The sequence below is a fragment of the Bacillus hominis genome (assembly GCF_030348325.1).
GTDB lineage: Bacteria > Bacillota > Bacilli > Bacillales > Bacillaceae_G > Bacillus_A > Bacillus_A hominis.
Genome location: NZ_JAUCFS010000005.1, coordinates 422,358 through 437,807, shown reverse-complemented (window position 1 = coordinate 437,807; position 15,450 = coordinate 422,358). Strand labels below are relative to the sequence as shown.

Below are 15,450 nucleotides of genomic sequence, written 5' to 3'. Positions count from 1 at the left end.
TCAAAAAAGGAAACGAATGCCGTTTCCCTTCTTATGCATCCAAGCCATACGCTCTTACAAGCGCACCTAATCCACCTTGGAATCCGCTTCCTACTGCACTAAACTTCCACTGTCCATTATGACGGTATAACTCACAAAAGACAACTGCTGTTTCAATGGAGAAATCTTCCCCTAAATCAAAACGAAGAACTTCTTCGTTTGTTTCTTCATTTGCTAAACGAACGAATGCATTTGCAACCTGTCCAAAGTTTTGATTACGGCCTTCTCCATCATAAATTGTAACTGTAATAGCAATTTTATGAACATCTGCTGGAACCTTTTTCAAATCGACAACAAGTTGCTCATCATCACCGTCACCTGCACCTGTACGGTTATCTCCTGTATGTAAAACTGATTCACAAGGAGACTGTAAATTATTATAGAAAATAAAATCAGTTTCCTTCGTACATTTCCCGTTCGCATCTAATAAAAAGGCAGATGCATCCAAATCGAAATCAGATCCACCATCATAAGATTTAATATCCCATCCAAGACCAATTACTGCTCTTGATAAACCTGGGCTTGTTTTAGCTAAATCTATTTTCTGTCCTTTTTGCAATTGAATAACCATATATATTCACCTCTATATTTTAATTTCAAAAAATATATCCATCAGTAAATATATGTTTACTGATGGATATATAAAGCTATTACTCTACATCTAAACCAAAATTATTACATAGAGAACCTAATCCACCTTGGAATCCACTTCCGATTGCATTGAATTTCCATTCACCTGCGTGACGGTATAGTTCGCTTACTACTACAGCTGTTTCAATAGAGAAATCTTCTCCTAAATCGTAACGAATTAATTCTGCATTCTTTTCTTCATCCAGAATACGTACGAAAGAGTTAGAAACTTGTCCGAAGTTTTGGCTACGGCCTTCTCCATCATAAATTGTAATTGTGAAACAAATACGCTCAATGTGAGCAGGAACATTTTTTAAGTCTATTTTAATTGTTTCATCGTCGCCTTCACCTGCACCTGTACGGTTATCTCCTAAATGCTCTACAGCACCATTCGCACCTTTTGGATTATTATAGAAGACGAAATCCTCTGCTCCTGAAACTTTACCGTTAGCACCTACTAAGAAGATACTAACATCTAAATCGAAATCGTTTTGTCCGTCATAACGATTCGTATCCCAACCAAGTCCTACAAGAACTTTTGAAAGACCTGGATTTGTTTTTGTTAAGTCTACCTTTTGTCCTTTTTTCAATGAAATTGATGCCATATACAATTCCTCCTTGGTTTATCTTATTGGTAACGTGATACAATCTCACTTAAGTTTTTATCTTGTGTTCCATCTCCAACTGCTGAAAACTTCCATTCGTTTCCGTCTCGATACATTTCCCCTGCAATTAAAGTCATTTTGCCAGCGTAATTATCTGACAAGTTATAACGTGCTAATTCTTCACCTGTTTGTGGGTTTTGAATACGAATATATGCATTGCGAATCATCCCAAAATCTTGACGACGATTTACACAGTCATAGATGTTTACAACGAATACTAAACGATTAATACGGCTCGGAACTTTATGTAATTCTACGAAAATTGTTTCGTCGTCACCAGCACCTTCACCTGTTAAATTATCTCCTGAATGAATGATACTACCACAAGTAGAAAGTTTGTTGCCGAAGTAAACTAGATCATTTTTGTTTAAAAAACGATCTCCTTCTAACATAACAACAGATGCATCACAATCTACACTTGGTTTACTTCCGAATAAAGAAGACAGAAACCCACCTGATTGCCCAATTGGATCCCAGCCTAAGCCAACCTGCAGTTTCGCTACTCTCGGTTGTCCTTTCGTTAAATCAATCTTTTGTCCTTTTTCTAAAATAATAGGCATGAAGTTTCTTCCTTTCTACAAAGCATTTTCCAAATCGAAAAACATTGTATTCTCCTCTTATATTGTAGCATTATTTATCTAATGAGAAAAAGGATAAATTCTCAATTATATGAAAACAGATACTATATTTATTTATACTGATGTAATAAGTGGTAAATAGAACCAATCATTCCTGCACAATTGCCGCTTTGTGCAAGTTTAATCTCACAATTACTATAAATCTCTTGATTTAAGTATGTTCCTATCTCTTCCTTCACTTCATTTAAGAAATCAGCTCCTCTTTCAGTAATTCCCCCACCAATAATAATCATTTTCGGATTAAAAATATAAGTAAGGTTACTAATTCCTATCGCCAAATGTTTAAAGAAAATCTTCACAGCTTGAGTAACACCGCTATCACCCTTATCATATAATTCAAAAATTGTTTTACCATCCCACTCCTCTTCACCTTTATATTTTCGTACAAGATGAATTAATCCCGAAATTGAGGCAACCTCCTCAAAACTTTTCCCTTCTATTAACATATTCCCCCATTCCCCAGCGCCAAACGAATGTCCACGGTATAACTCCCCATTTATAACAATTGCTCCACCAATGCCCGTTCCAAGCGTGAGCATAATAAAATCGCTTTCTCCCCTCCCAGTACCTTTCCATTTCTCCCCTAAGGCTGCACAATTAACATCATTTTCAATAGATACAGGGACTTTTAATACTTCTTGTAATCTCTCAACAATGGAAATATTAGCATAACGCGGAATGTGATCCACACCTCCCGTTATAACTCCTTTATCAATATCAACAATTCCCGCTGTACTAATACCAATTCCGGAAATAGTATGTTCAGTCATTAACTTTTTTGATAAATATATAAGCTTTTGAACAATCTGTTCCCCGCCCAAGTAAATTTCTGTTGGGACCTTTTTATGCATTAGTACTGCCCCTATTTCTGAAACAATTCCATATTTAATTTGCGTACCACCAATATCAAATGCAATATATTCTTTCATCCGTTGCCACTTCCTCTACTGTTATGAGTGTAAATTCTCCATCACTCTACTATTTGTAGGGAATTTACATTAACTCTTTTCTCCCTTTAGAAATACACCACCTTTTTCTATATATAGTTTTTTTTGCATAAAACTCTTTTTCCTATGAAATATTACAAAGGGATGTATTTTAGATGGAACAATAATTTTTTCTTCAGGAGGAAAACAATGACAAAAATCTTCATTTTAGCATCAACACTTTCTTTATCTTTTTTTAGCGGCTTAAATATTGGTAATGCTGCAACTGAAAACTTCCATCCAATAACAAACGCTATTGTGCAAAATAGCGATAATTTAGCAGAAGGTAATTCAAAAGATAATAATAAACCTCCAGGAAACAATGGTTCTCAGGACGATAGTGGTTCTGACGGCAACGGTTCTGGTGGCAATGGCTCTGGTGGCAGTGGTTCTGACGGTAGCGGTTCTGGTGGCAACGGTTCTGGCGACAGTGGCTCTGGTGGCAACGGCTCTGGTGGCAATGGCTCTGGTGGCAGTGGTTCTGACGGTAGCGGTTCTGGTGGCAACGGTTCTGGCGACAGTGGTTCTGGTGGCAACGGTTCTGGTGGCAACGGTTCTGGTGGCAACGGTTCTGGCGGCAATGGTTCTGGCGGCAGTGGTTCTGGTGGCAACGGCTCTGGTGGCAACGGCTCTGGTGGCAACGGCTCTGGTGGCAGTGGTTCTGACGGTAGCGGTTCTGGTGGCAACGGTTCTGGTGGCAACGGCTCTGGCGGCAGTGGTTCTGGTGGCAACGGTTCTGGCGACAGTGGTTCTGGTGGCAACGGTTCTGGTGGCAACGGCTCTGGCGGCAGTGGTTCTGGTGGCAATGGCTCTGGTGGCAATGGCTCTGGTGGCAACGGCTCTGGCGGCAATGGTTCTGGTGGCAACGGTTCTGACGGCAGCGGCTCTGGCGGCAACGGTTCTGGCGACAGTGGTTCTGGTGGCAACGGTTCTGGTGGCAACGGCTCTGGTGGCAACGGCTCTGGTGGCAACGGCTCTGGCGGCAGTGGTTCTGACGGCAGCGGTTCTGGTGGCAATGGTTCTGGCGGCAATGGTTCTGGCGGCAGTGGTTCTCAAGGGGGCAATGGCTCTCAGGGAGGCAACCGTGTTAAAGGCGATAGCAGTTCGCAAGATGGCAATGGCTCTCAAGGGGGCAATGGCTCTCAGGGAGGCAACCGTGTTGAAGGCGATAGCAGTTCGCAAGATGGTAACGTAAAAGATAATGCGACAAAACAAGGTGATAAGTTACCTAATACTGCAGCGCACTATCCTGCATCTATTTTAATGGGACTTTCAACGTTCCTAATTGGTATGTTATTGTTTATTCGCCGTAAAAACGCAAAATAAAGACCAACATCCTTCCATCTAAAAAACACATGAAACCAATTATAAAGTGAAACTTTAATCAGTGGAGGTTTTGTTCATCCCCCACTGATTATCAGCCCTCACCAATCGGGCGTTTACGGGCAGTTGATCTCCTACCTAGCTTCTTTGCTCCAGCCGAATTTTGAGGTGGGAGTTTTACTGCCCGTTAATGCGGGATAAAACTAAAAAGGACTTTGGATTGCAGTTTATTATGCAATCCAAAGTCCTTTTGGCATCTATCAGAAAGAGTATTAATATGCTTTTCCCCAATAGACCATGTGCTTCGCTTCTGTATTACAGCAAATACATTCGTCAGCTAAATGTTCTTGTTCAAAAGGCATACAGCGTGAAGATACTCCAACTTCTTCTTTTAGTTTCTCTTCACAAGCTAGTTCTCCACACCACATCGCCTTAATAAACCCTTGCTTTTCATCAGCTGCTTTTTTCATCTCTTCGAAATTCATCACACTATACGTATTCTCATCGCGAAATACTTTTGCTTTATTAAATAAAGAATGATGAATTTCCTCAAGTAATGATGGAATGCGTTCTTCTAATTGATCCATTGATATAAATTCTTTTTCTTTCGTATCTCTTCTTACAAGTACAACTTGATTCTTTTCAATATCCTTTGGACCAACTTCTAATCGAATTGGAATTCCCTTCATTTCATACTCATTAAATTTCCAACCAGGTGTTTTATTGCTAGCATCTATTTTTATACGCGCAACCTTCTGAATACGTCCTTGTAACTCTGTTGCTTTTTCTAACACACCTTCTTTATGCTGAGCAATTGGTACGATAACAACTTGTACTGGTGCTACTTTTGGAGGCATTACAAGCCCATTGTTATCACTATGAACCATAATAAGTCCACCTATCATTCTTGTTGATACACCCCAAGATGTTTGGTGTACATATTGCCACTTACCGTTACGATCCAAAAATTTAATATCAAATGCTTCAGAGAAATTTGTTCCAAAGTTATGAGAGGTTCCTGTTTGAAGAGCTTTTCCATCATGCATTAAGCTTTCAATCGTATAAGTTGCCTTTGCTCCCGCAAACTTTTCTTTTTCTGTTTTTTGCCCTTTAATTACTGGTATCGCTAAGTATTCTTCACAGAAAGAAGCATATAGATTTAAAATATTTAACGTTTCAGCTTGCGATTCTTCTGCCGTTTCATGAATCGTATGACCTTCTTGCCATAAAAATTCAGTTGTACGAAGGAATGGTCTCGTTGTCTTCTCCCAACGAACTACTGAACACCACTGATTATATAGCTTTGGCAAATCATTATATGATTGCACAATCTTTGAGAAATGCTCACAGAATAAAGTTTCAGATGTAGGACGTACACAAAGCCTTTCCGTTAACTTTTCATCACCACCGTGCGTAACCCATGCTACTTCAGGAGCAAATCCTTCAACATGATCCTTCTCTTTTTGCAATAAACTCTCTGGGATAAACATTGGCATATACACATTCTCATGACCAGTTTCTTTTAACTTTTCATCCATCACTTTCTGCATATTTTCCCATAAGGCATAACCGTACGGACGTAGAATCATACACCCTTTCACACTTGAATAATCAACAAGTTCTGCTTTTTTTACAATATCGGTGTACCACTGTGCAAAATCTTCTTCCATCTTCGTAATAGCTTGTACTTGTTCTTTTGCCATAGTCAGTCTTCCTCCTTTTGAAAATACCAAAAAGCCCGCGTCCCTAAATAGGGACCGAGCTTTGCCGGCGTTACCACCCTGATTCATACACAAAAAAAATTGAGTATGCTCTCTTTTTGATAACGGGAATTTCCCGCTGCATATGCAGAACTCAAAGGTAGGTTCCATATCGCCTTTTTAAGAATCTTCCAGCCAAAAGGATTCTCTCTCTGCAAAAAGGTAAGACATGTACTAGTCCTTTTTCATCGTTATAACGAAATAAATTTGTTGAATATCATAATATAAATTCCACTCCAAAACAAGAGTGAATTTTCTTTTTTTTATACATTCTTTTCAATTCTTACTGTTTTATACATAACTTTTCCGAACTATTTTTACAAGTTGATGAGCAACCATACCAATAAGTGTACCAATTAAAACGAAGAAACCAATAAATCCGTATCCCATTCCTTCCCATCCACCAATAACCATCATTGTAACAGGAAAGGATGCTAAGCAAAGAAGTATTAAAATAAGTGCAAATATAATATCAAACTGTTTGTCTGGAAAACGTTTCTTTAGTAAATATGAAATAGCAAATACAAGGAAAATTGTGATTCCACCAATGATGTAAAATATACCGAATCCATCTAACCAGTCCATACTATTCCCTCCTTCCATACATTCCCTTATACTTATTATATGTTTAATTTTTCTGAAAATAAACAATAGAATTTTATTCAAAAATATATTTTTTATTACCAGGTATTAATAGTAATATATAAGAATAGGTTTTATATAATTAGGAGGATTACTTTATGGATAAAGCATTAACGAATCGTGTCATTATTTTATCATTCGACTGTTTATCAGCTTTAGATTTTCCTATACTACAAAAATTACCTCATTTCCAATCTCTAATAAAAAAGGGCACGGTTGTCGAAAAAGTAGAACCAATTTATCCTTCTGTAACATATCCAAGCCACTCAACAATCGTAACCGGTAATTACCCTAATAAGCATGGTGTTGTTAGCAATACGTTACTTCAACCAGGGCGTGAATCACCTGATTGGCATTGGTACCGAAAATCGATAAAAGGAACAACATTATATGATGAAGCACGCAAAGCAAATTTAACGACAGCAGCCCTTCTTTGGCCTGTTACTGGAAGAGCAAACATTGATTACAATTTACCGGAAATTTTTCCAAATAGACCATGGCAAAATCAAGTTTTAGTTTCATTATTTAGCGGTAGCCCGCTATACCAATTAGATTTAAATCGACGTTTCGGTCATATACGAAATGGATTGTCACAGCCTGAACTTGATGATTTCGTCCTTGCTTCTGCCGTACATACGATCCATACGAAAAAGCCTAATGTTATGTTCGTACATTTCACTGATTTAGACACCCAGAGGCACTATCATGGTTTTGAATCCAAAGAAACAATAGCTGCAATTCATAGACATGATGAACGGCTAGGGAAAATTATTCAAGCTTTAAAAGAAAGTGGCCTATACGAAGAAAGTACAATTATTGCTCTTGGTGACCATAGTGCTTTAAGTGAAAACAAAGCCATTCAATTAAATGTGCTATTTCATCAAAAAGGGCTTATATCTATAAATTCAAAAGGAAAATTAGTAGACTGGAAGGCCTATTGCCAAAGTTGCGACGGGTCTGCCTATGTATATGTGAGAGACAAAAACGATACGGATACAATTCGAGAAGTACAACTACTCCTTGAAGAACTGCTTCAAAATAAACAAAACGGAATTGAATTTATACTTCATGATGAGGATGCGAAAGAATGCGGTGCGGACAGTAATTGTTTATTCATGTTAGAAGCACAAGAAGGGTATTATTTCACTGAAAACTATACAGGAGATTTTATAAAAGAAATTACTAAACAAGATGTGACGCCTAGTAAAAAATATACATTTGGAACTCATGGATACTCTCCAACAAAACCTAACTACGAAACAATTTTTATCGCTACTGGGAAAGGTATAAAAAGTGGCGTTACCATCCCGTATATGAGACTGATTGATGAAGGTCCAACTATCGCTAGACTACTCGGTTTGCACTTAGGTGAAACAGACGGATCAATTGTAGAGGATTTACTCCAATTGTAAAGAACTGTGTATATATGTAAAAGTTATGTAAAAATCATCACTGTTTCTCTTTTTATAATTTTTATTTTTGTACACTGTTAGTAGAACAAATTTAAGGGGGAACATTATATGAAAAAAATGTCCAGACAGGAAAAAAGCTGGATATTATATGATTGGGCGAACTCGGTATATTCGCTCGTCATTACAACTGCATTATTTCCAATTTACTTTAAAGCAGCTGCAAAAGAAGCTGGATTATCTGGTGCAACTTCAACAGCCTATTGGGGATATGCAAACTCGTTCGCTACACTTTTAATTTCTATACTTGCTCCTATTCTCGGCACAGTTGCTGATTATAAAGGATTTAAAAAACGATTTTTCACATTTTTCTTTGGACTCGGCATCGTGTTTACGAGTATGCTAGCAGTTGTTCCAACATCCCAGTGGTACTTATTACTAGGATGCTATATGCTCGCATTAGTCGGATTTGCTGGAGCAAATATTTTTTATGATGCATTTTTAGTAGATGTTACCTCTAAAGATAGAATGGACCGAATTTCTACAAGAGGCTTTGCATTAGGTTATATTGGGAGCACAATTCCTTTTATCGGTTGTATTGCTCTTATCATTCTTGCTCAAAAAGGAACTATCCCCTTATCAGTCGGCATTGCTAGTCAAATTTCTTTCGCAATAACAGCTCTTTGGTGGGGGTTATTTACAATTCCAATGCTAAAAAACGTAGAACAAACACACTATATTGAACGTCATCCAAGACCAATTGCAATGAGCTTCAAGCGCCTTGCTGATACTTTTAAAAATATTAAAGAATATAAAACTGTATTTATGTTCCTAATAGCTTACTTTTTCTACATTGACGGGGTCGATACAATTATTACTATGTCTACTGCTTACGGAACAGATCTCGGTATTAGTGCAACTAATCTATTGATCATCTTATTTGTAACACAAATTGTCGCTTGTCCATTCGCTTTATTATACGGAAAACTATCAGAAACATTTACCGGTAAAAAAATGCTATATGTCGGTATTATCATTTATATCATTATTTGCACATATGCTTATTTCTTAAAAACGACACTTGATTTCTGGATTTTAGCAATGTTGGTTGCTACTTCTCAGGGCGGTATTCAAGCACTTAGCCGTTCTTATTTCGCAAAACTAGTACCGAAAGAATCTGCAAATGAATTCTTCGGATTTTATAATATCTTTGGTAAATTCGCGGCAATTATGGGGCCAGTATTAGTAGGTGTCACAACACAATTAACAGGAAAAACAAACGCTGGTGTCCTTAGTATTATTGTCCTATTTATTATCGGTGGATTCTTATTAACTAGAGTTCCTGAAAATGATACGTCCGTTACACCACCTAATCCGAAAACTAAAACAATATAAGAGAAAGAACCTCTTCAAACGAGAAGAGGTTCTTTCTCTTTCCCCAATAACTTCTCCCTCTAAAGCTTGTACAAAAATAGTTTATCGACAGTTGTTCCTAATACTTCTGCTAACCGGAATGCTAGCGCTAAGCTTGGATCATACTTATTATTCTCAATTGCATTTATCGTCTGTCTTGATACGTTACACTTATCAGCTAATGCACCTTGTGAAATATTATTTTCAGTGCGTAATTCATAGATTTGATTTTTCACATCTTTCTCCTAACCTGTAAAATTATTTTTACAACATCAGTATATAGTTGGTACATTTCATTGTCAAAAGATTCCCATAGAAAAAGGGAGCAAACACGCTCCCTTACAATAGTTATTTCGAAGATAACGAATTTGTTAGTTCCTCTTTATTAGCGACATCTTCTTTATTTATTTGCATACGTAAAACCGGACCTATCGCTAATAAAATAAGTGACATTGCTATACAAAACACAATAACTAGTGAAGTCATTTCCTTTAATCCTCCAGCTAAAGCAGTACCAATTAGCATAGCTCCCATAAACAGTGGTAAAATTGTCCCATTTACTCTTCCAATCATATCCTCTGGTACAAGTTGAATCATAAGCGTACCGACAACGATATTAACACAAGCTAAACAAATACCTGTTCCAAACCTCATGAAACTAGTAATCCAAAATGATGTAGATAGCCCTTCTACTAAAAATGACATCGCTAATATGCTCATACCGAATACAAACATCTTTTTCGGATTCACTTTTGAAGCGAAAACTGCAGCAACAATACCACCGATTAACATACCTATTCCATCAGCTGCGGCTAAATATTGAACTGCTTCCTTTTCCATTCCAAGGCGTTCTATTACAAGAAACACCTCTAATGAATTTGTTAATCCAACAGCTAAGCCCATAATGGTAAAAGTGATCGTAATCATACGTAAATTTTTCGTATGAAGAACATATTTCCAACCTTCTTTTATATCATTTTTTAATGAACCTCTTGCCACTTGCTCTTGTTCAACCCATTTTGGTAAAAATGAAAGGGCGATAGCAGATAACAAAAATAAAATGATTAAGCTATATAGTGACGTAAATAAACCCAGTTGTGTATACACAAGCGATCCTACCACTGGTCCAAAAATCATAAATAATGACTGTAATGTTTGGTTAAATGCAATCGCATTTGCTACCTGTTCTTCCTTTACATAGCGCTTAAATATACGTGAAGATGACGGCTGAGAAAACTGACCTACAATTGCGGAAACGAGTGTCGCAAAAAATATTGCCTGCCAGTAATCCACTTTTAACAACAAAACAATTCCTATAATAGACAGTACACTTAATAGATCTCCAGCAAACATTGTTCTTTTTGGATTCCAGCGATCTGCTAACGCACCACCAATAAACGAAAAAATGAAAATAGGTGCATATTCCATGACCGATAATAGTGACACTGAAACCGGATCATTATTCGTCCGTTCCATTATGAAATACAATAGAGCCATATTTCTAATCCAAATTGCAAATTGCTGTAAAATATCAGATGTCATAACGAGCATAAATGCTCGATTTTTAAATAAAGCTTTCATGCTCATCCTCCTTTTTATAAACCGACCGTTCGGTCTAATTTGTTTTATAAGAAAAGCTGCTGATTTATTATTCAGCTGCCATCCCTTTTAACAATACATCTATTGCCTTTTTATAAATACGTTTTAGCTCACTATAATCTAGCTCATAGTAAAGCACTCCAAGCCCTGATAATAAGCCATTTACAATATACATCAAATCGCGCGTATTTTCTTCACAAAACTCTCCAGACTGTATGCCTGTTTCGATTAATCGCTCAACCATAACATATGATTCTCTAGTTAAATCTAACAGTTCATCTAGAATCTCTTTACTTACAACTTGGCTCATAGAAAATTCCTCTATTGCATTCGAAATAGGTTGTTGTATATCCTCTACATAATATTCTGCGAGGCCATATAATTTCTCAGTACTAGTACTATACAACTTCTCTTTTTCATTCCATTTTTCAAGCCAATCATACGTATGCTGTTTCACTACAAATAAAAATAATTCTTCTTTACTCTTAAAGTGGTAATAAATACTTCCCTTACTTCGCCCTGTAATTTCACAAATATCTTCCATAGATGTGGCTGCATAACCCTTTTGTGAAAAAAGACTTTCTGCTTTATATGCGATTTCCTTCTTTATCTCTTCTGCGCTTTTTCTCATATTCACACCTCTTTAAACCGACCGTTCAGTCTAATATTAACAAATAAAAAACCTCAATTGCAAGAGGCTGTATTCCTTATTTAAGAAAACACACTTTCAAACCACGTTCGAATCATATGTATTGTTCCAAATTTAAATCCTAATTTAACAAGAAATACGCCTCCCGCAACTAATAAAAATAATGCTGCTTTCCCTTTGTTTTTTATTTTCAGTTCCATTCACCTTAGTATGTTAAAAATATTAATCAAACGTTTGTTTAACTGATTGTATGCATATGTAAACCAACTAATCAAACGTTTGTTTAAAAAGAAATACGCCCATATAAGGCGTATTCTCATCAATCCCCGCCACCACCGCAGCTACCTCCACTATCTCCGCCAAAAGATCCTCCGCAATCATGCGAACCGCCATCATGTGAACTATCACTATCCGATCCAGCAAAGAAAAATAATGGTGATGAGCTGTTAGACGTACTATGTGTATTACTCTCTTTAGTAAGATTTACTCTTCGTTTATTTGATCTAACTGATGCTGCAATCATCCAAATTAAAACACAAAATAGTAATCCAGCTATAACGAACCCCATATAAAAACCTCCCTTAATTCTCTAATAGTTGAATCGTTCTCTCTAAATTTTCAAGTGAAATAAAGCGTGATTCACGAAGAACCTCTTTTCCATTATAAAATAATAAAATTGTTGGCCCTGTAAATACTGCATATCGTCCTGCAACCTCTTGCATGTCTTGAAGTAATATCTCTACTTTCTCTACGTAATCATAATTCTCTAATACGTAATTTACTTTCCGTAACATAACATCACAAACGCCGCAATTTTCCGTTTTAATAAACAGAAGTACTACTTGTTGTTCTTCAATATATGTCGCTAATTCTTCTATCGTTTTAAATTTATGCATCTTATCCCTCTTAACGCAATTTATGAAATACTCTATCTTGATACATACGAAATGCTGAACTATCTTTCATTTTTCTTTTTTCCATTAACTGCTGAAAACGTAACGTTTTTATTGTTAACTCTTCTCGTAATTTCTTTCTCTCTTCTTCATCATAACAGCAAGCGATTAAATCCTCTATTTTTAGTATATCTTTTTGTAGTTCCATTTCTGGTGGAATCATACCTGCATTTTTTAAGATTTTATAACTCATTCTAAGTTCTGGAGGTACCATTGAAAGATCTTCTAATTGTAGTGGTTTGCCTTTTCCCGGAATATGATCGAGGTCACCGTTCCGTATTGCTTGTCGAATTTTTTCTTCGGCAATATTCAAAAACACATCCACATTACTCCCTCCCTTACATATTTTTACTATTATTTTACATGAAATTTCATTATCTTGCTACGCCATTCAAGATTGACTCCATACAGTTTTTTTAACTATATAAAACTACTATTGCATAAAAAGGGAGATATTCCTTCTGATAAACCCATTACAATCAAGGACGAAGTCAGAGGAATTATAGTAAACATTATAATAACCTATTATAATTATATTCAATTTCTAATATGAAGTTTATGTGAAGTTCATCTGAATTTTACATGAATTTCCTTTTACTTCTATTGTCTTCCTATACTAATCACATTATCCTTTATATATAGGAATTATTTTTATTCCATTTCAAACTATCTATATATATAAAGAAAGATAGTAGCCTATTAGGGAAAGGCATCTAGTATTATTACAAATATAAACATAACAAAAGAAAAAGCACGCTTATAAGCGCACCATAAGAGTGTTTCTTCATACACTTCTCATGTAAGAGTTCTCGAAAATCATGTTAATCACAAAGAAAAGGCATTAGCTCATAAAGCTAATGCCTTTTCTTTATTCATATTGTTCAACATGCCATTCTTCTATATTCCATATTTTCGTTATCCACGATTCATAGAAAGAAGGCTCATGTGAAACAATTAAGACCGTTCCTTTATATCGTTGTAACGCTTCCTGCAAAGCCTTCTTAGTTTCTATATCCAAATGATTAGTCGGCTCATCTAAAATTAAAACATTACTTTTCGTTACGATAAGTTCACAAAGTCGTACCTTTGTTTGTTCTCCTCCGCTTAATAAACAAAGCGGCTTTAATACATGTTCTTCTTTCAATCCACACTTCGCCAATGCTTGACGTACTTCTTTCTTTGTCATATCAGGTCGTTCTGCCCAAACTTTCTCTAATGGTGTTGTTTCTGAAGCAAACTCTTCCTGTGCAAAATAAGCAGGATTTACTCGTTCCCCAACAGAAATTGAACCGCCTAATGGCTTTATTTGGCCTAATAACGTTTTTAACATTGTCGTTTTTCCAATACCATTATGACCAACGATGGCTATCTTTTCTCCTTTTTTCACTTGCAAATCCAATTCTGGAAATAAAGGATCCCTATAGCCTATCCTTAGTTTTTCAGCCTGCAATATACGACTTACCGGCTCATTATAAACAGTAAAATCAAAACGGGACCGTGGCACATTAGTAACTTTTTCAACCCTTTGCATTTTCTTCAATACTTTTTCTCGGCTCTTTGCCTGTTTCGCTTTTCGAATTTTATTTTTTTGAATAAATGTTTCTAACTGGGCAATTTCTTTTTGTTGCTTCGCATACGCTACTTGTAATTGTTTCTTTTGCAGTTCATAATTCTGTACAAAACTTCTATAACCACCTACATAACGCTTAACCTGTCGTTCTTCTAGATGATAAATAACGTTCGTAATATTGTTTAAAAATACTTCATCATGCGAAATGATGATATAAGCTTTTTCATACATTTGTAAATATGATTGCAACCATTCTATATGTGCCGTATCTAAATAGTTTGTTGGCTCATCTAACAATAAAACATCAGCTTTTTCTAAAAGAAGCTTTCCAAGTAACAACTTTGTCCGCTGCCCTCCGCTTAATTTTGAAACATCCTTCTTCATCCCTACTTCAAGCAACCCTAAGCCTGTTGCCACTTCTTCAATTTCTGTATGAATTTGATAAAAATTAGAACTCTCCAATATCGTTTGTAATTCTCCATACCTTACTAACAATTTTGTTACTTCTTCTGCTTCCGCCATTTCTTCTGCAAGTTTTAACATTTCACATTCAATCGCATATAAATTAGAAAATGCACTTTGCAAGTATTCTTCAATTGTTATGCCTTCTTGTAAATCTATATGTTGCTGTAAAAATCCTACCTTCACATGCGGAAACCATTCAATGTTTCCATCATCATGTATAATTTCTCCTGTTAACAGACGTAACAGCGTTGACTTTCCAATGCCATTTTCTCCAACTAACCCAACATGTTCTCCCTTTAATAGTCGAAAACATGCATTATATAAGATGGTTTTCTCACCATACGAATGACTTACATTTTCTACTGTTAATATACTCATTTTTCTCTCTCCTTTACTTATCATCCATAAGCTAAATAGAGAGACTCACAGTATAAAGCCTTATTTAATTGTGTATATAAAAAATGGGTAAGGTGAATACACCTTACCCATTACATATTATCGTAAAAAAGGATTAAGGTTCTTTACCTGCTGTCTTCAATTTAGCTTAATCTTTAAAAATGGGCAGACTTCTCCCGTATCAAGCTAAAACCATTTGAAGAACAGTTGATAAAGTCATTTTATCCTTTCACTCCTTTAACATTTGTTATATTACGAGTATAAACAACTCTGTTATATTCTATTCTCTATTTTTTCTTTTGTTCCTTCTTCA

17 protein-coding genes and 1 other annotated feature are annotated in these 15,450 nt (G+C 36.1%); of the genes, 3 read left to right on the top strand and 14 right to left on the bottom strand.

Annotated features, from left to right (window positions below):
• Window positions 1-31: 31 nt before the first annotated feature.
• From QUF93_RS04680 to QUF93_RS04665, 4 genes are all read right to left on the bottom strand, one after another.
• On the bottom strand, window positions 32-610 hold the full coding sequence (locus tag QUF93_RS04680) for a TerD family protein (RefSeq protein WP_002010227.1): 579 nt from the start codon (window positions 608-610) through the stop codon (window positions 32-34).
• Between the two features lie 79 nt (window positions 611-689).
• Window positions 690-1,274: a TerD family protein gene (locus QUF93_RS04675; RefSeq protein WP_002115834.1), complete on the bottom strand. Its 585-nt coding sequence runs from the start codon at window positions 1,272-1,274 to the stop codon at window positions 690-692.
• A 23-nt stretch (window positions 1,275-1,297) separates the two neighbouring features.
• Window positions 1,298-1,894, bottom strand: a complete 597-nt coding sequence (locus QUF93_RS04670) for a TerD family protein (protein WP_002115831.1) — start codon at window positions 1,892-1,894, stop codon at window positions 1,298-1,300.
• A 128-nt stretch (window positions 1,895-2,022) separates the two neighbouring features.
• Window positions 2,023-2,901, bottom strand: a complete 879-nt coding sequence (locus QUF93_RS04665) for an ROK family protein (protein ID WP_289358007.1) — start codon at window positions 2,899-2,901, stop codon at window positions 2,023-2,025.
• Window positions 2,902-3,108: 207 nt separating this feature from the next.
• Here QUF93_RS04665 and QUF93_RS04660 point away from each other — a divergent pair, with 207 nt between their 5' ends.
• Complete coding sequence (locus QUF93_RS04660) at window positions 3,109-4,284, top strand: cell wall anchor protein (protein ID WP_289360957.1); 1,176 nt, start codon at window positions 3,109-3,111, stop codon at window positions 4,282-4,284.
• Between the two features lie 269 nt (window positions 4,285-4,553).
• On the opposite strand, the gene proS is transcribed toward QUF93_RS04660, so the two are convergent.
• Both proS and QUF93_RS04650 read right to left on the bottom strand, forming a co-directional pair.
• Complete coding sequence (gene proS / locus QUF93_RS04655) at window positions 4,554-5,984, bottom strand: proline--tRNA ligase (RefSeq protein WP_289358006.1); 1,431 nt, start codon at window positions 5,982-5,984, stop codon at window positions 4,554-4,556.
• A 46-nt stretch (window positions 5,985-6,030) separates the two neighbouring features.
• Window positions 6,031-6,239: a binding site (T-box leader), on the bottom strand.
• A gap of 93 nt (window positions 6,240-6,332) precedes the next feature.
• Window positions 6,333-6,626, bottom strand: coding sequence for a YesK-like family protein (locus QUF93_RS04650; RefSeq protein ID WP_002115823.1), 294 nt, complete (start codon window positions 6,624-6,626; stop codon window positions 6,333-6,335).
• 155 nt (window positions 6,627-6,781) lie between these two features.
• On the opposite strand from QUF93_RS04650, the gene QUF93_RS04645 reads away from it, so the two are divergent.
• Both QUF93_RS04645 and QUF93_RS04640 read left to right on the top strand, forming a co-directional pair.
• Window positions 6,782-8,095, top strand: a complete 1,314-nt coding sequence (locus QUF93_RS04645; protein ID WP_289358005.1) for an alkaline phosphatase family protein — start codon at window positions 6,782-6,784, stop codon at window positions 8,093-8,095.
• 108 nt (window positions 8,096-8,203) lie between these two features.
• Window positions 8,204-9,487, top strand: a complete 1,284-nt coding sequence (locus QUF93_RS04640; protein WP_212936612.1) for an MFS transporter — start codon at window positions 8,204-8,206, stop codon at window positions 9,485-9,487.
• A 59-nt stretch (window positions 9,488-9,546) separates the two neighbouring features.
• On the opposite strand, the gene QUF93_RS04635 is transcribed toward QUF93_RS04640, so the two are convergent.
• The 8 genes from QUF93_RS04635 to QUF93_RS04600 form a co-directional block, all read right to left on the bottom strand.
• A complete protein-coding gene (locus QUF93_RS04635; protein ID WP_000795763.1) occupies window positions 9,547-9,741 on the bottom strand; it encodes a helix-turn-helix transcriptional regulator in 195 nt (64 codons plus the stop codon).
• A gap of 112 nt (window positions 9,742-9,853) precedes the next feature.
• Window positions 9,854-11,086 (bottom strand): MFS transporter, encoded by a 1,233-nt coding sequence (locus QUF93_RS04630; protein WP_289375215.1) that lies wholly within the window; start codon window positions 11,084-11,086, stop codon window positions 9,854-9,856.
• 67 nt (window positions 11,087-11,153) lie between these two features.
• Complete coding sequence (locus QUF93_RS04625; RefSeq protein WP_097904912.1) at window positions 11,154-11,735, bottom strand: TetR/AcrR family transcriptional regulator; 582 nt, start codon at window positions 11,733-11,735, stop codon at window positions 11,154-11,156.
• Window positions 11,736-11,815: 80 nt separating this feature from the next.
• A complete protein-coding gene (locus QUF93_RS04620) occupies window positions 11,816-11,953 on the bottom strand; it encodes a histidine kinase (RefSeq protein ID WP_098269665.1) in 138 nt (45 codons plus the stop codon).
• 119 nt (window positions 11,954-12,072) lie between these two features.
• On the bottom strand, window positions 12,073-12,321 hold the full coding sequence (locus QUF93_RS04615; RefSeq protein ID WP_088057393.1) for a hypothetical protein: 249 nt from the start codon (window positions 12,319-12,321) through the stop codon (window positions 12,073-12,075).
• A 13-nt stretch (window positions 12,322-12,334) separates the two neighbouring features.
• A complete protein-coding gene (locus tag QUF93_RS04610; RefSeq protein ID WP_289358003.1) occupies window positions 12,335-12,649 on the bottom strand; it encodes a thioredoxin family protein in 315 nt (104 codons plus the stop codon).
• A 10-nt stretch (window positions 12,650-12,659) separates the two neighbouring features.
• Window positions 12,660-13,031, bottom strand: coding sequence for a DnaJ family domain-containing protein (locus QUF93_RS04605; protein WP_002115800.1), 372 nt, complete (start codon window positions 13,029-13,031; stop codon window positions 12,660-12,662).
• Window positions 13,032-13,574: 543 nt separating this feature from the next.
• A complete protein-coding gene (locus QUF93_RS04600) occupies window positions 13,575-15,119 on the bottom strand; it encodes an ABC-F family ATP-binding cassette domain-containing protein (protein ID WP_289358002.1) in 1,545 nt (514 codons plus the stop codon).
• Window positions 15,120-15,450 lie beyond the last annotated feature (331 nt).

Excerpts from the sequence above, each read along its gene's own strand:
- QUF93_RS04680 (WP_002010227.1), bottom strand. The coding sequence starts at position 610 with ATGGTTATTCAATTGCAAAAAGGACAGAAAATAGATTTAGCTAAAACA.
- QUF93_RS04675 (WP_002115834.1), bottom strand. The coding sequence starts at position 1,274 with ATGGCATCAATTTCATTGAAAAAAGGACAAAAGGTAGACTTAACAAAA.
- QUF93_RS04670 (WP_002115831.1), bottom strand. The coding sequence starts at position 1,894 with ATGCCTATTATTTTAGAAAAAGGACAAAAGATTGATTTAACGAAAGGA.
- QUF93_RS04665 (WP_289358007.1), bottom strand. The coding sequence starts at position 2,901 with ATGAAAGAATATATTGCATTTGATATTGGTGGTACGCAAATTAAATAT.
- QUF93_RS04660 (WP_289360957.1), top strand. The coding sequence starts at position 3,109 with ATGACAAAAATCTTCATTTTAGCATCAACACTTTCTTTATCTTTTTTT.
- proS (WP_289358006.1), bottom strand. The coding sequence starts at position 5,984 with ATGGCAAAAGAACAAGTACAAGCTATTACGAAGATGGAAGAAGATTTT.
- QUF93_RS04650 (WP_002115823.1), bottom strand. The coding sequence starts at position 6,626 with ATGGACTGGTTAGATGGATTCGGTATATTTTACATCATTGGTGGAATC.
- QUF93_RS04645 (WP_289358005.1), top strand. The coding sequence starts at position 6,782 with ATGGATAAAGCATTAACGAATCGTGTCATTATTTTATCATTCGACTGT.
- QUF93_RS04640 (WP_212936612.1), top strand. The coding sequence starts at position 8,204 with ATGAAAAAAATGTCCAGACAGGAAAAAAGCTGGATATTATATGATTGG.
- QUF93_RS04630 (WP_289375215.1), bottom strand. The coding sequence starts at position 11,086 with ATGAAAGCTTTATTTAAAAATCGAGCATTTATGCTCGTTATGACATCT.
- QUF93_RS04625 (WP_097904912.1), bottom strand. The coding sequence starts at position 11,735 with ATGAGAAAAAGCGCAGAAGAGATAAAGAAGGAAATCGCATATAAAGCA.
- QUF93_RS04620 (WP_098269665.1), bottom strand. The coding sequence starts at position 11,953 with ATGGAACTGAAAATAAAAAACAAAGGGAAAGCAGCATTATTTTTATTA.
- QUF93_RS04615 (WP_088057393.1), bottom strand. The coding sequence starts at position 12,321 with ATGGGGTTCGTTATAGCTGGATTACTATTTTGTGTTTTAATTTGGATG.
- QUF93_RS04610 (WP_289358003.1), bottom strand. The coding sequence starts at position 12,649 with ATGCATAAATTTAAAACGATAGAAGAATTAGCGACATATATTGAAGAA.
- QUF93_RS04600 (WP_289358002.1), bottom strand. The coding sequence starts at position 15,119 with ATGAGTATATTAACAGTAGAAAATGTAAGTCATTCGTATGGTGAGAAA.